This is a genomic window from Collinsella sp. Sow4_E3 (assembly GCF_052116285.1).
In the GTDB taxonomy this organism is placed as follows: Bacteria; Actinomycetota; Coriobacteriia; order Coriobacteriales; family Coriobacteriaceae; genus Collinsella.
In genome coordinates this window covers 1-13,336 of the sequence record NZ_JBQKLJ010000025.1, presented here as the reverse complement: position 1 = coordinate 13,336, position 13,336 = coordinate 1, and the positions used below count along the sequence as shown (strand labels likewise).

The 13,336-nt window shown below is 59.3% G+C and carries 10 protein-coding genes and 1 rRNA gene; 2 read left to right on the top strand and 9 right to left on the bottom strand.

Annotation, left to right across the window (positions count from 1 at the left end):
* Positions 1 to 567: 567 nt before the first annotated feature.
* Both ACTQ48_RS10250 and ACTQ48_RS10245 read right to left on the bottom strand, forming a co-directional pair.
* Positions 568 to 2,730, bottom strand: coding sequence for a hypothetical protein (locus ACTQ48_RS10250; RefSeq protein WP_441570839.1), 2,163 nt, complete (start codon positions 2,728 to 2,730; stop codon positions 568 to 570).
* Positions 2,731 to 2,912: 182 nt separating this feature from the next.
* Positions 2,913 to 4,802 carry a carbon starvation CstA family protein gene (locus ACTQ48_RS10245; protein ID WP_441570837.1) on the bottom strand — a complete coding sequence of 630 codons (1,890 nt, stop codon included), beginning with the start codon at positions 4,800 to 4,802 and terminating at the stop codon, positions 2,913 to 2,915.
* A gap of 594 nt (positions 4,803 to 5,396) precedes the next feature.
* On the opposite strand from ACTQ48_RS10245, the gene ACTQ48_RS10240 reads away from it, so the two are divergent.
* The gene (locus ACTQ48_RS10240; protein ID WP_152077364.1) at positions 5,397 to 5,672 is read left to right on the top strand and encodes a type II toxin-antitoxin system Phd/YefM family antitoxin; all 276 of its coding nucleotides are present in this window, start codon (positions 5,397 to 5,399) and stop codon (positions 5,670 to 5,672) included.
* Positions 5,563 to 5,970, top strand: coding sequence for a type II toxin-antitoxin system RelE/ParE family toxin (locus ACTQ48_RS10235; RefSeq protein ID WP_441570835.1), 408 nt, complete (start codon positions 5,563 to 5,565; stop codon positions 5,968 to 5,970). Before ACTQ48_RS10240 ends, ACTQ48_RS10235 begins: the two co-directional genes overlap by 110 nt.
* A 271-nt stretch (positions 5,971 to 6,241) precedes the next feature.
* Here ACTQ48_RS10235 and tsaD read toward each other — a convergent pair whose 3' ends face one another.
* From tsaD to rrf, 7 genes are all read right to left on the bottom strand, one after another.
* Positions 6,242 to 8,626: a tRNA (adenosine(37)-N6)-threonylcarbamoyltransferase complex transferase subunit TsaD gene (tsaD, locus tag ACTQ48_RS10230; RefSeq protein WP_441057894.1), complete on the bottom strand. Its 2,385-nt coding sequence runs from the start codon at positions 8,624 to 8,626 to the stop codon at positions 6,242 to 6,244.
* On the bottom strand, positions 8,613 to 9,119 hold the full coding sequence (gene tsaE, locus ACTQ48_RS10225) for a tRNA (adenosine(37)-N6)-threonylcarbamoyltransferase complex ATPase subunit type 1 TsaE (RefSeq protein WP_427794389.1): 507 nt from the start codon (positions 9,117 to 9,119) through the stop codon (positions 8,613 to 8,615). The genes tsaD and tsaE overlap by 14 nt, the downstream gene beginning before the upstream one ends.
* Positions 9,120 to 9,131: 12 nt before the next feature.
* Complete coding sequence (locus ACTQ48_RS10220; RefSeq protein ID WP_427794390.1) at positions 9,132 to 9,752, bottom strand: uracil-DNA glycosylase; 621 nt, start codon at positions 9,750 to 9,752, stop codon at positions 9,132 to 9,134.
* A gap of 8 nt (positions 9,753 to 9,760) precedes the next feature.
* On the bottom strand, positions 9,761 to 10,906 hold the full coding sequence (gene alr, locus ACTQ48_RS10215) for an alanine racemase (RefSeq protein ID WP_427728957.1): 1,146 nt from the start codon (positions 10,904 to 10,906) through the stop codon (positions 9,761 to 9,763).
* A 2-nt stretch (positions 10,907 to 10,908) separates the two neighbouring features.
* Positions 10,909 to 12,525, bottom strand: a complete 1,617-nt coding sequence (locus ACTQ48_RS10210) for an NAD(P)H-hydrate dehydratase (RefSeq protein ID WP_441570833.1) — start codon at positions 12,523 to 12,525, stop codon at positions 10,909 to 10,911.
* Positions 12,526 to 13,065, bottom strand: coding sequence for a holo-ACP synthase (gene acpS / locus ACTQ48_RS10205; RefSeq protein ID WP_441570831.1), 540 nt, complete (start codon positions 13,063 to 13,065; stop codon positions 12,526 to 12,528).
* A gap of 175 nt (positions 13,066 to 13,240) precedes the next feature.
* Positions 13,241 to 13,336, bottom strand: a 5S ribosomal RNA gene (gene rrf / locus ACTQ48_RS10200); the annotation flags it as partial.

Below are 13,336 nucleotides of genomic sequence, written 5' to 3'. Positions count from 1 at the left end.
TGGGCATGCGGAGGGATTCGAACCCGCAAGGGTGCGGAGCTGAGGAAACGCGAAGCGTTTTCCAGCGCAGCACGCAAGGAGCGGAGCGACGCAGCGGGGCGCGGCCGCCGGAAGGCGGACGCGGAATCCCTCCGTCTCATATCAACAACGGGCTCTCCGTATCTCAACCGGCACTTGGGGACGTTCCCAAAGTGCCGGCACTAAAGGAACGCCACCAAGTGCCGGCTCATCCACCCTCAAAAGACAGACGCCCCAAGCCCGAAAGGACCAAGAGCGCCTTACATCTAGAAAATATCAGCCCCGCTCCGAAAAGCGAGCCGTCATCTACAAAATGGCGCGTGGCCCCGGCGGGCCGGGCATTAAGTTTGTCGCGAGTTCCGCACGCAAAGAAGGCCACATGACCTCGATGTTTTGGACGTGACAGCGAGAGGGGTCCTGGTATGGCAAGGTGACGTGAAACAAGGCGGCGCTGACCTTCTGGTCGCGCCGCCGAAGTTGAACGTCAGATTGCCGTGCCAGGGCCCCTCGCAGCGTCAAGAAGACCGCCGTTCGGTAGAACGGCGGAATTTAGCTGTTCAGCATGCGGTCGAAGCTTCCCGAGTCGCCATCCCGATAGTCGGCGGTCATCAGAATCTCCTGCGGAATGCGACCTCCCTCGCGCAGCACATTGCGGAACTGCACGCGCGTGACCATAGGCAGATCCTTGATCGTCGCCGCCAAATTCTGCGGCACACCCTGATTGGCAGCCGCAGGCTCGCACTCGCCGCCAGCTTTCACGCGACGCTTGTGCTCGGCGAGCATGGCACGATACATGCCGGCATGCAAGCGAATCTCAACCACATTGGCATTGCGGGCCTGCTCGACGATGCGCGCACCCTCTCGGTCGATATCGCCCACGTAGTAGACATAGTTAAAGCGATAGCCGATCTCGGCCAGATAATCATCCAGTGCGTGCGAGACGCTCGCCTTGCAGCCACCGCCAAAGATCACGCCACCCACCTTGGTGCCAAAAAGCTTAGCGTGCTTGCGGCCGCGCAAGAGCTTGACGATCTCGTCATAGGTGTCTAGGTTCTCGACCATAATGAACGGCTTGTCGGCGCCCAGCGTAAAGAAGCCCGTAAAGTGCACGGGGCGGTTGGGGGCGACCTTAATCGCCTGCATGCTGATGCCCTTTTCGGTCATACGCCGAATCAAGCGCTCGCCGTGTTTACCGTCAAAGGCCTTCTCATCGTTAAAAATCTGGTAGGCGCGCTGGCGACGCGAAGCGACCGGCGTGTCGGCACCGCGATTCTGCTCAATCCAAGCCTGGATAATCGCAATCTCCTCGGCAATCTTGCGGTTGGACATCTCGTTGTGCTGAGTGCGCTGCGAAACCTTTTTGCCGTCCTTGCCCTCAACCTTAACGATTTGAGTCTGTTGCTCCTTAATCTTGGAGAGTGCAGCAGGTGTGGGAACGACCTTGAGCAGCTGCCTGCCCAGGACACGGGCCAGAGCAAACGCCGAAACCTCGCCATGAGCGGGAGGCTCAGGCTGCTGGGCGGTCGCATCGTTTGCAGTCGGTTTGGGCTGCGTCTGGGATTTGCACTTGGAATCTGTCCGAGTATTGCGCTCTTGCTTTGGCGCGGACGAGCCATTTTGCGAACGCTCAGGCTTGCCCCCCTTTACTGGCTGGCGCTTGGACTGCTCCGCCGGGATCTCAGTCTTCGCATCCTTGTTTTGCCCCGCTGCCTGCTCGGCCACGGATTCGGCATTTGAGCCACGGCCGCCACGATGACGACGACGGCGAGGCTTGCTCGAAGCGCTCTCCCCCGCTTTCTCGCCCGCAGACTGCTGGCCTCGGGGCTCGACATCGCCCGCAGGCCGCGGCTCAACAGGCTTCTGCTCACGGACCATCGGCTCGGCAGCCTTCTCAGCCTTCTCCGCTGGTGCAGCGGGAGCCTGGTCGGTCTTTTCTTGACGCCTTGCGGGATACGCACGACCCATAAAGCCGCGTCCGGGACGGCATGAACCCGGAGCCTTCTTGACGGGCTCCTCGGGTGCACCAGCAGCCTCGACGGACTCCTGAACGTCGCGCACAACACCTCCCTGCTCGGCCTTAAAGTGAGCACCGCGGCGACGCTTGGGCTCCTGGACCTCAGCGGCGCACTGCGGCTCGGTAACAGCCTCATCCTCGACGGGCTCGACATCCGTCGCATCCTTTTGAGCCACGGCGCGACGGAAGCGCTCCTGCTGGGCACGGCGCTGCGCATCGCGTTTACCGCCCCCGCCAAAACCGCCGCGGCCCGCCTTGGCCGTAAAGGCGCGAACGACGCTCTCGTCAAGCAGCTCATCGGTGTCGACGTTCTCGCGCGGAGCCGTTTCCACCGCAACAGGCGCCTCGACAACGTCCTCGACGGCCTCTTCGGCAGCCTCGGCAGGCTGCTCCTGGACATCGCGAATCTCGGCATTAATGGTATAGAACGCTGGGCGCCCGTTAACGCCGCTGCCCTCGATCTTGGTAACGATCTTTGCCGCGATAAGCTCATCGCGCATCGCCTTGGTGTCACATTCCTTATCGACGGAACGGAAAATCTGTGCCAGCGCGCTCGACTTGATCTTGAGCGCCTTGCGACAGAGCAGGTCGTAGGCAACCAGCTTGGCACGCTCGGCAGAAAGCGACGTCTGGCTGCTCAGACGCTCAGCCAGGGCATCGACGTTGTTTTGGTTATCGGAATATACCGTCTTGGCCACGGGGCCCCTTTCATATATACACATACACGTCTATATGGTACAACGCACGCCCCTATCCACGCAAAACATCTGCGAGAACACCCGGGCACACTAGCTTTTGCATGGAAAAAGGCCGAGTCCGCGCAGTTGCGGACCCGGCCTTTCCGAGTCATATAGATGTGACGTTCAATCCCTTAGGTCGATTAGGCCTTGGCGGCCTCGGCGCCTGCGGGAGCCTCGGCAGCAGCAGCGCGACCATACTCGGCCTTGCCCATCTCGGACCACTCGGGCTCCTCGTCGGGCATGGAACCAGCCTCCTTGCCGAAGAACTCCTTGAGGCAGTTGACGGCAACGATGAGGCCCAGGACCATCAGCAGGACGGCAAAGACGAGCTGCAGGCCCTTGGTGGCGGCGACGGAGACGGCGGCCGTGGTGGCGGTAGCCGGGATGGTACCGAAGAAGCCGTAGGCCTGGACGGCGGTCATGCAGCCCATAGCGCTCTGGACCAGCGAGGTGAAGGTGCAGCAGAGCAGGAAGGCGACGGGCACGTAGAGCATCCAGCCCTTGCGACCGGTGCACTTGCAGAACACGGCAAGGGTGATCATGGTCATACCGCCGAGCAGCTGGTTGGAAGCACCAAAGAGCGGCCAGATGTTGGCATAGCCGCCAAAGGCGAGGGCGAGGCCGGGGAGCAGGGTGACAACCGTGGCGAACCAGGGGTTGCCGAGGACCTTCATGTAACCGGCCTTGGACTCGATGGCCAGGGCGTCGTTGGTCTGGGCAAAGAACTCGGAGAACGAGGTGCGGGCGATGCGGGCGACGGCGTCGAGCGAGGTCAGGGCCAGAGCGGAGACGTTCATGGTCATAAAGACGGTAGCAAGCGTGCCGTCAACGCCGAAGGCCTGCATACCGCGGGAGATGCCAGCAGCGAAGATCTGGAACGGGGTGGAAGCGACGCCGGCGTTGAGGGCGCCGGTACCGGCAGTGTTCATGTCGGAGAACATGATGCCGGCGACGATGATGGCGAGGATGCCGACGAAGGACTCGACGATCATGGCGCCATAACCGACCTTGACGGCGTCCTGCTCCTTCTCGACCTGCTTGGAAGAGGTGCCCGAAGAAACGAGGCTGTGGAAACCGGAGAGAGCGCCGCAGGCAACGGAGACAAACAGGACCGGGAACATCATGCCCGAGGCATTGCTAAAGCCGGTGAAAACCGGAGCGGTGATGGTGGCCTGGCCGTTAACGCCCAGGACGACGATGCCGAGGACAGCACAGACAATCATGACGATCATCATGATGGAAGTGAGGTAGTCGCGAGGGGTCTTGAGCATCTGGATGGGCATGGCACCGGCAAAGACCAGGTAGACCATGACGACGGCGAACCACTGGAACTTGTCCAGGTAAACCGGGAACTGCATACCGACGGCGAACATGAGGACCATGAGCACCACGCCGGTGACGAACTCGGCAGCGCCGGTGAGGTTGAACTTCTTCTGAGCCCAACCAAAGGCCATGGCGACGAAGGTGAACAGGATGGAGATGGTGCCAGCGCAGCCAGCGGCATAGGACTTGGTGAAGTCGATGGCACCGGTGGCAGCGCCAGAGGCGTCAACGGCCGGGGTGAACATGAACGTCTTGCAGACCATGTCGGTAAAAGCGGCGATGACGATGATGCAGAACAGCCAGCAGAACAGCAGGAACAGGCGACGGCCGGTCTTGCCGATGTACTTCTCGATGAGCTGAGCCAAGGACTTGCCGTTGTTCTTCATCGAAGCGTACAGGGCGCCAAAGTCGTGAACGGCGCCAAAGAAAATGCCGCCGACGAGGACCCAGAGCACAACGGGCAGCCAGCCGAAGGCCATGGCAACGATCGTACCCGTAACAGGGCCAGCACCGCAGATCGAGCTGAACTGATGCGAGAACGCGGTGAAGGCGGAGACGGGCGAGAAGCTCTTGCCGTCCTTCATGCGCTTGGCAGGCGTGAGGGCCTCTTTATCAACGCCCCACTTGTTAGCCAGCCAGCGGCCGTAACCCAGATAGCCGCAGGCGAGCACCGCCGCGGCCACAACCATGAGCAAAACTCCGTTCATTACATTTCCTCCTCTAAAAAGAACCTCCTAGACATAAAAAATGAGGGCCGTCGGTTGCGCTCGACGGCCCTCATCTTCATCAGCCGCCCGTTATCGTACGGGCTAGCTGTATGTGCTAACCCGCATCAGATAATTACTACGCTGATAATGTTTAGCTGATGCGTGAACATGTCTAAGAAATCCTCTTCAATCATGATGCGAACGATCCGTGCGTGTTCACATCCCCCAGTGAATGAAAAGGAGTATGAAACTTTAGTTGCCTAAAGTCAACGCAAATATGTAATGAATTTTCAACTTTTTTTGAATTTCTCGGTATAAAACGTCACTGACCTCGGACTTTACCCCACGACAGTTTTTGCTTGAGAGATGCTCCTCGGGGGCGGGGCGGGCGCCTGCCGCCATATATGAACTTTCCTGCTCGGACAGTCCTGCTCACGACGGAGGCCACATTAAGTGGCCTCCTGTTCGTGCGGAACTCGCGATAAAGTTCATATATGGCGGCAGGCGCCCGCCCCGCCCCCGAGGAGTTCCCATCCCAAATCTCAACTCTGTTATCATAATTACGATAATATCCTGATAGCTCAGGAGGTAGCTGTGAATATTAGGCCAGTCTCAGATCTTAGAAATCACTACCCGGATGTTGAACGCGAAGTCGAACAGGAGGGTCCGGTTTTTCTAACTAAAAACGGGCGGGGCTCTATGGTCGTCATGAGCTTTGAGCAGTACAAGTCACTGAGCAATACAATCGAGAGCGCACTTGATGCCGCTGATCGTCAGGCTGCCAGCATGCAACTTCGCTATACACACGACGATGTCTTTGGCTCTGTCAGAAAAATGCTCGACGGCGGTCTCGATGAACAGGCACTATAAGCTCCGCTATCTTCCCCTATTTTGGGAGGACCTCAGCCAAGCAGCGTCATATATCGCCTTTGATCTCAATAACCCCGCTGCAGCAAATAGGCTTGTCGACAATGTTGAAGAAGGCATACTCGAGCATCTCAAGAATCCAACCATGTCACCAACATACCCTTCGACAAGAAGACGGTCGCACCCGTATTACCGCTTCTACGTTGGCAACTACATGGTTTTTTATGTCGTCATCGACGACGTCATGGAAGTCCGCCGACTGCTATATAAAAGCCGAGATATTGAGTCGATTATCAGGTAGGTTTCTCTCAGCTAAAGCACGCCGGAAATTTGACGCTGACCTGTTAACCTTGCCGGACGTTGTCGACGCCGATCCAGCTCAGTAGCTGCATAGATACAGAAAGGTTCCCGACGCTGCCCGGGCGCCAGCGGCCGCATATGAACTTTATCGCGAGTTCCGCACGAACAGGAGGCCACTTAATGTGGCCTCCGTCGTGAGCAGGACTGTAGAGCAGGAAAGTTCATATGCGGCCGCTGGCGCCCGGGCAGCGTCGGGAACCGCGCCCATACGACTACAGCGTCATGTTTGGATCGGCGTCGACGTCGAACGGCGAGATTTCACCTCGGTCGAATTTGCGGCGAGCGACCTCCGCAATCATAGCGGCGTTGTCAGTACAGGCCGAGAGAGGCGGCACCGTTACGCGAATCCCCTGACGCCCGAGTTTCTTAATCATCATCTCGCGCAGATGCGGGTTGGCCGAGACGCCGCCGCCGATGCAATACTCCTTGCACCCGGTGGCGTGCAGGGCGTTCTTGGCCTTCTTGTACTGCACGTCAAAGACCGCCGCCTCAAACGAGGCCGCAAGGTCGGGCAGGTGAATCGTACGCCCAGCCTTGGTCTCCTGCTCAATATAGAGCGTCACCGCCGTCTTGAGGCCCGAAAGCGAGAATCGATAGTCTCCCCTGCTGTTAAGCGCACGGGGAAAATCGATCGCGCGGGGATTGCCCGTCTCGGCGAGCTTGGAGATGATGGGACCGCCGGGATAGCCCAGGCCCAGCGCCTTGGCAACCTTGTCGAAGGCTTCGCCCACGGCGTCGTCCAGCGTCTCGCCAAGCACCTCGTAGTCGCCCCATGCCTTTACGTGCACGAGCATGGTGTGCCCACCCGAGACAAGCGTAAAGATAAACGGCGGCTTAAGGTCGGGCTGCGCCAGCAGGTTGGCGAACAGGTGACCCTCCAGATGATTGACGCACACGAGCGGTTTACCGGCAGCATACGCAAAGCCCTTGGCAAAGGCGACGCCCACCACCAGGGCACCCACCAGGCCCGGGCCTTGCGTCACACCCACGGCGGCAAGCTCACTTGGCGCAATCGCTCCACCCTCAAGCCCAAGCGATACCGCGGCATCTTCAAGCGCCGCATCTACGACACTTACAATCACCTCGACATGCTTGCGCGAGGCGATCTCGGGCACCACGCCGCCAAAGCGAGCATGAAAATCAATCTGCGTCGACACCTGGTTGGCCAGCATATTGCCGTCCGCATCGATAATCGCCACAGCCGTCTCGTCGCAAGAGCTCTCGATGGCAAGAACTAGGCGACGGCGCTCGATTTCGGCACGCTCCTCGGCGGTGCGCTCGGGCTCAGGCAGCGGCCAGACGCGCTGCTCGGCAGCCGTTGGCTCGGGCGAGGCATTGTCGAGAGGAAGCACCAGGGGCAGCGACGCCGTCATGACGATGGCATCCTTGCCGACGCCGTAGTAGCCACGGCGACGACCCGCCTCGGTAAAGCCCAAGGCGCTATAGAGCGCAATCGCACCCTCGTTGCCGTCCTCAACCTCAAGCGAAGCAGTGGTGCAGCCGAGCATCTGGGCGTCATAGCTCACGTGCGACAGCAGCTTGCGGGCAATGCCCTCGCGACGATGAGCAGGATCAACCGCGACGTCCATAATCTGAACGTCACCGTCGACGACCATGCCGCCGGCAAGTCCCAGCAGCTGACCGTCGTCGTGCGCCACCCACCAGCTACGCGGAGCGGCAACGCCCTCGCCCAGCTCGGACAGGAACATGCCCGGCGTCCACGCCTCGTGTCCGGCGCCTTCAAAGCAGGCGGCCTCCAATGCGCTCGCGCCCTCGGCATCCGCCGCGCCCATGGGACGGAACTGCAGATGGCGGCCGGCGAGCTCGTCGGCAACACCCGTAATCTCGCTCTGGGCGCTCTCGGCAAGCCCAAGGCGCTTACGCTCATTTTCCTCGGCATCCGAAAGACGCGTGTAGATCGGCAAAACGCGAGCCGGATTACCGTCGCCCGCGGCGTGCGCCATCAGAAGGCCTTCGCCCGAGGGCCACCACAGGTCTCGTTCCACGCAGCGCGCAGTCTCGTCCTCACTCAGCAGCTTGCCATAACGTACGAGACCGTCACCAGTCAGCTTAACCTGGCCCCAGTCCGCGGCCTGGCGCCACTCATCAAGCGCCACGGCGGCTTTGACCACGTGTTCGCGCTCAAACAGACGCTCGGGGCCTTCGTCCCCCAGCACGTACAGAGCCGGATACACCTCGCCACGCATGGCGTCGGCAAGAACACCAAGCTTGCCGCGCACGCCAGCCTTCCACGCCGTCCAGGCGCAAGCGTCAAGTGTCGACACGCCCAGCAACGGCACGTTGGCACCGCGCGCCAGACCCTTGGCGGTCGAGATGCCAATGCGAACGCCCGTAAACGAACCCGGGCCGCGTCCAACCACATAACAGCCGACATCGCCGCGATTCAGCCCGGCCTGCGCCAACACGCCATCGACGGTATTCACAAGTTCCACGTTGGCATGGCGACGACACAGATGGTCCCCGCTCACCAGCTTCGCCTCGCCCGTCTGCTCATCAATCCAGCTTGCCGCGCAGGCAAGCATGTCGGTCGAAGTATCGAGCGCCACTACCAGCGCGTTGTCGTTATGCAAGCTCATCTTGTACAGCCTTATCAATCAAATCGAAAAGCTCCGTCGCGCGCTCGCCGTGCGCCTCGAGCGCGATCGTTCGCACGTCGCTATCGTCCTCATCGCGCCTAAGCGTCACCGAGAGATACTCATCCGTCAGCTCGTCCTGAAACTGCTCGCCCCATTCCAACAGGCAAGCGCCCTCATAGCCGAGCACGTCAAAAATGCCCGTATCCTCGAGCTCGTAGGCATGCTCCAAGCGGTACAGATCAAAATGGAACAGCGGAATACGCCCCTGGTCGTGAACGGCCATGAGCGCGAACGTAGGACTCGTGACCATATGCTCATCGCCCAAGCCGCGCGAGACGCCCTTGGTAAAGTGGGTCTTTCCCACGCCCAAGCCGCCGGTCAGTATCAGCACATCGCCATTTTCTAGACACGGTGCGACCAACTCGCCAAAATGCTCCGTATCGGCAGTACGAGCCGTTTTGTAGGTACCTAGCCCCAGGCGCTCCAGGGACATATACGCTCCTTATTATTCCGAGGCGCCCTCTGGCGCGGGGTGTCGCACCAGATAGTCGCCCAGCATCTTAAAGTCTTCCTCCAGCAACTCCTGCCACGCCGGATTGCGCAGCGCCGCCGCGGGATGAAACGTCGGCATCACCACAAAGTGCCCCATCTGATGGAACCTGCCGCGCAGCTTGGTAATGCCAATCTCGGTCTTGAGCACAAAGTGCGTTGCGGGATTACCGAGCGTCACGATGATATCGGGCCAGATGCTTCGAATCTGCTCGCGCAAAAACGGTGAGCAAGCAAGCACTTCTTCGGGACGCGGATTGCGGTTTCCCGGCGGGCGACATTTAAGCACATTGGCGATATAGACATCTTCACGCTTAAGGCCCGCCAGGGACAGAATGCCGTTGAGGTCTTCACCCGCCGCCCCCACAAAGGGCTCGCCCTGTAAATCCTCGTTACGGCCCGGCGCTTCACCAATAAACATCACGCGAGCGCGGGGGTTTCCCACCCCAAACACGATATTGTGGCGCGACTGGTAAAGCTGGCAAAGGTGGCAATCACCCAGGACGGCCTCGATCTCCTCGAGTGCAACTTCGCGCGGCGCCTGATGGCTATGGCCGGGGATGTGCATAACGCCCATAGCGGCTCCTACACGTAGACCTTGTCGAGACGCATGCCAAAGCCGCAGGCGACCTCGTAGTTAATCGTGCCGCGCAGGCGCGCCATCTCATCCATGGTAATCTCGGCATCGCCATCGCGACCGATAATTATCATCTCGTCGCCATGTTCGGCCTCGGGAATCTCGTGAGCCGGGTTGGACTGAATGGCAACCATAAACTGATCCATGCAGATATTTCCGACCTGACGCACGCGCTCACCGCGATACAGCACGTCCATACGATTGGAAAGCGTGCGCGAAAGGCCGTCGGCATATCCGATCGGCAGCGTGCAGATCTGAACGCGTGTGCGCGGTACGCGGTAGGTAAAACCGTAGCCTACGCCCTCGCCCATCGCAGGATGCGCCACGCGCGTCACGCGCGCATGAACGCTCATAACGGGATCAAGCCGCATCACGCGGCCGCTCAGCTCGCACGGCTGCATGCCATACAAGCCAACGCCAGCGCGAATCATATCAAAATGCATCGAGGGGTCGAGCATCGAGGACGGCGTGTTGGCACAGTGCACGATACCGCACTCAAAACCCGCATCCTTAATGGCCTGAACGGCCTCGGTAAAGCGCTGGCACTGCAGCTTGTAGTCCCAACCCGATGGTTCGTCGGCCGTGGCAAAGTGCGTAAATACGCCGTCGCACTGAATACCGCGATGGAAATTAATACCGCGGACAAAGTCGAGCACCTGCGTGTAGTGAACGCCGATGCGGTTCATACCCGTCTCGATGGCAAGATGATACTTGCCCACCTTGCCCGCCGCGACGGCACATTCACCATACGCAAGAGCAAAATCGGACGTATAGACCGAGGGCATGATATCGAACTCGAGCAATGAAGGAATAGCCTCGATGGGAGGCTCGCTTAGAATCAGGATGGGTTTGGTGATTCCGCCCTGGCGCAACTCAATACCCTCGCTGACCGTCGCCACGGCAAACATGTCGGCACCGGCCGAATACATGATCTTGGCGCACTCGACGGCTCCATGACCATAAGCATCGGCTTTAACCACGCAGCACAGGCGCTGACGCGGATCTAGCAAGTTCTTATAGGCCCTCGTATTGCGGCGGAGCGCCCCGCGGTCGATCTCGACCCAGGACCAACGCGTCAAATCGGCTTTATTCATGATTAGTCATCCGACCCTTCGTCCATGATTCCCAGATCATCGAGCGCATCCTTTGCCGCCAATTCCATGGCGGGACCGATCAAGTCGATAAGATCGGTCGCGATAACGCTCTTCTCGCCATACTCCGTCGCCGCAGCAAAGCCGGCATAGCTGTGGAGTGCGACGGCATACGAGTACAGCAGCTCCCAACGGTCCATCTCGTCACGCATGGTCGCAAGCGTTCCTGCAAGGATACCTGCGAGGACATCACCCGAGCCAGCGGTCGCCAACGACGCTGGGCCCGAAAGCGGCAGCAGCACGCGCTCGACGCCGCAAATGGCCGTCGTCGGGCCCTTAGCGATAACAACGAGATTATGGGAACCGGCAGCCCAGACAATCTTTTGAGCAGCGGCAATCGCAGTGCCAAGATCATTGACCTCTTCGCCGGCAACGAGACGCGATAGCTCGCGATAATGCGGCGTCATAACGAGCGGCTGCTCGCGACGGTACATCTCGGGATTACTGTCGATGCCGTCGATTGCAATCTTGGCAAGGCAGTTGAGCGCATCTGCATCTAGGATAAGCGGCACATCGAGCTCAAGCAGGCCCGAAACGACTTGCATCGATCCGGCAGACGTCGTCATGCCAGGCCCGCACACAACGCAGCTGTACTTCTTAGCAATCTCGCACACTGTCATACGCGCAGCGGCACCAAAAGATCCACGGGAATCAGACGGAATGGCGAAAACGGGAATCGACGGGAGCGCCATACGAATAAGGTTGGCGCACGCATCGGGCGTCGCAACGGCCACATAACCGGCACCAGCACGAGCGGCAGACTTTGCGGCCATGATGGCGGCACCAGGATATTGTGCCGACCCGGCAACGATGAGCGCGGAGCCGCGCGAATACTTATCGATATTCGTGGGCAGCGGGGCAAAGTAGTCCACCAGATCACCGGGCTCAACGATCTCGGCAGCATGATCGACATCATCGATGACTTCGTCGAGGCGGTCGTACAGACCGCCACACACCAGATCGCCAGCATACTCCGGACCGTCAGCGCTGTAGAGGCCGATCTTAGGGGCAATCATCGTCACGGTACGCTCGGCACGGATGCAGTCGTCATCCACAACGCCCGTCTCGGCATTCAGGCCCGAGGGAACATCGATAGAAACAACGTAATCGGCGCACTCGTTAACCGTAGGAATCCAAATAGAAAACGGCGCACGAAGGTTGCCGTGAAAACCGGTACCAAAAATAGCATCGACCACGACATCCGCTTTGTTAATGAGAACCTCTAGCTCGTCTCGCGAAGGCCCAACGCACACATGAACGTCGCGACCGGCGGTGCGACGGGCAACGTGACGAGCAAGGGCAGCAGGAATCTCATCCGGCTCAACTGGAGAAACGATATCAACATCAACGCCCTTATGGGTCAGGATATCCGCAGCGACCCAACCATCACCGCCGTTATTGCCAAAGCCGACCAGCACAAGAACGCGATCAGGGTTGAGCTTTAAAATTTCGTTGGCGGCAAATTCACCTGCCAACTCCATGAGCTCGGCCTTCGAGGTGCCCTCGCGCTCGATGATATCCTCGAGGCGAACGACTTCCTCGGTACTCAAAACCGGTTTCATCTATGCTCCTTGCGTATCTTGCGGATCATCGATCAAATGCTCCGACAAAGCAGATTGTTGCAGCTGTTCAAGCTCATCCAATACAGAACGAGCCTCTTTAAATGTCTGGGCAACGCGCTCCTTGGTGCTCATTTTTTCTTCCTTAGGCTTAGGTCGAGCATCCTCGGTGATCGCAATGGCATTAGCGACAGCCAAGTCACCCGTAAGGGTAATAGAAAGAGCAACCTCGATAACACCCAAATCCTGGGCGATTTCGAGAGCGCGACCAGAAAGCAGAGCCTTTGGCTTGCCGAGCCTATCGCGTGTTACGGAAACGTCCTTACGTCCAACGCCCTGACTAAACCCCGTTCCAAGTGCCTTAAGTACCGCTTCGCGAGAGGCAAAGCGGCTGGCATAATGAGCGGCAGGGCGAGACGACGCATCGCAATACGCACGCTCTTCATCGGTAAACACGCGCCGGGCAAACGACGGAGTTTTCTCAAGGATTGATTTCATTCGGGAAATCTCGACGATATCAACGCCGATACCAGCTTCAGCCATGTTCACCTCCATGCTACACAGACTACGATATTGTAGCCCGTTCAAAGAAGATGCGACAAACGAGGGTTATAAAACACAGCTACTATGTGAGACAAATTGCCTGAGAAACGAAAAAGGGGGAGGCCGCGAGGCCTCCCCCTTCTCAGTCCAATCGCACGGTTCGGTGCCGTCCACCGGTCAGCGGCGCCCTGGCCTCCCACGGGCTGGCCCCGCAGTACTCTCGGCGCGATGGGGCTTAGCTTCCGGGTTCGGAACGGGACCGGGCGTGCCC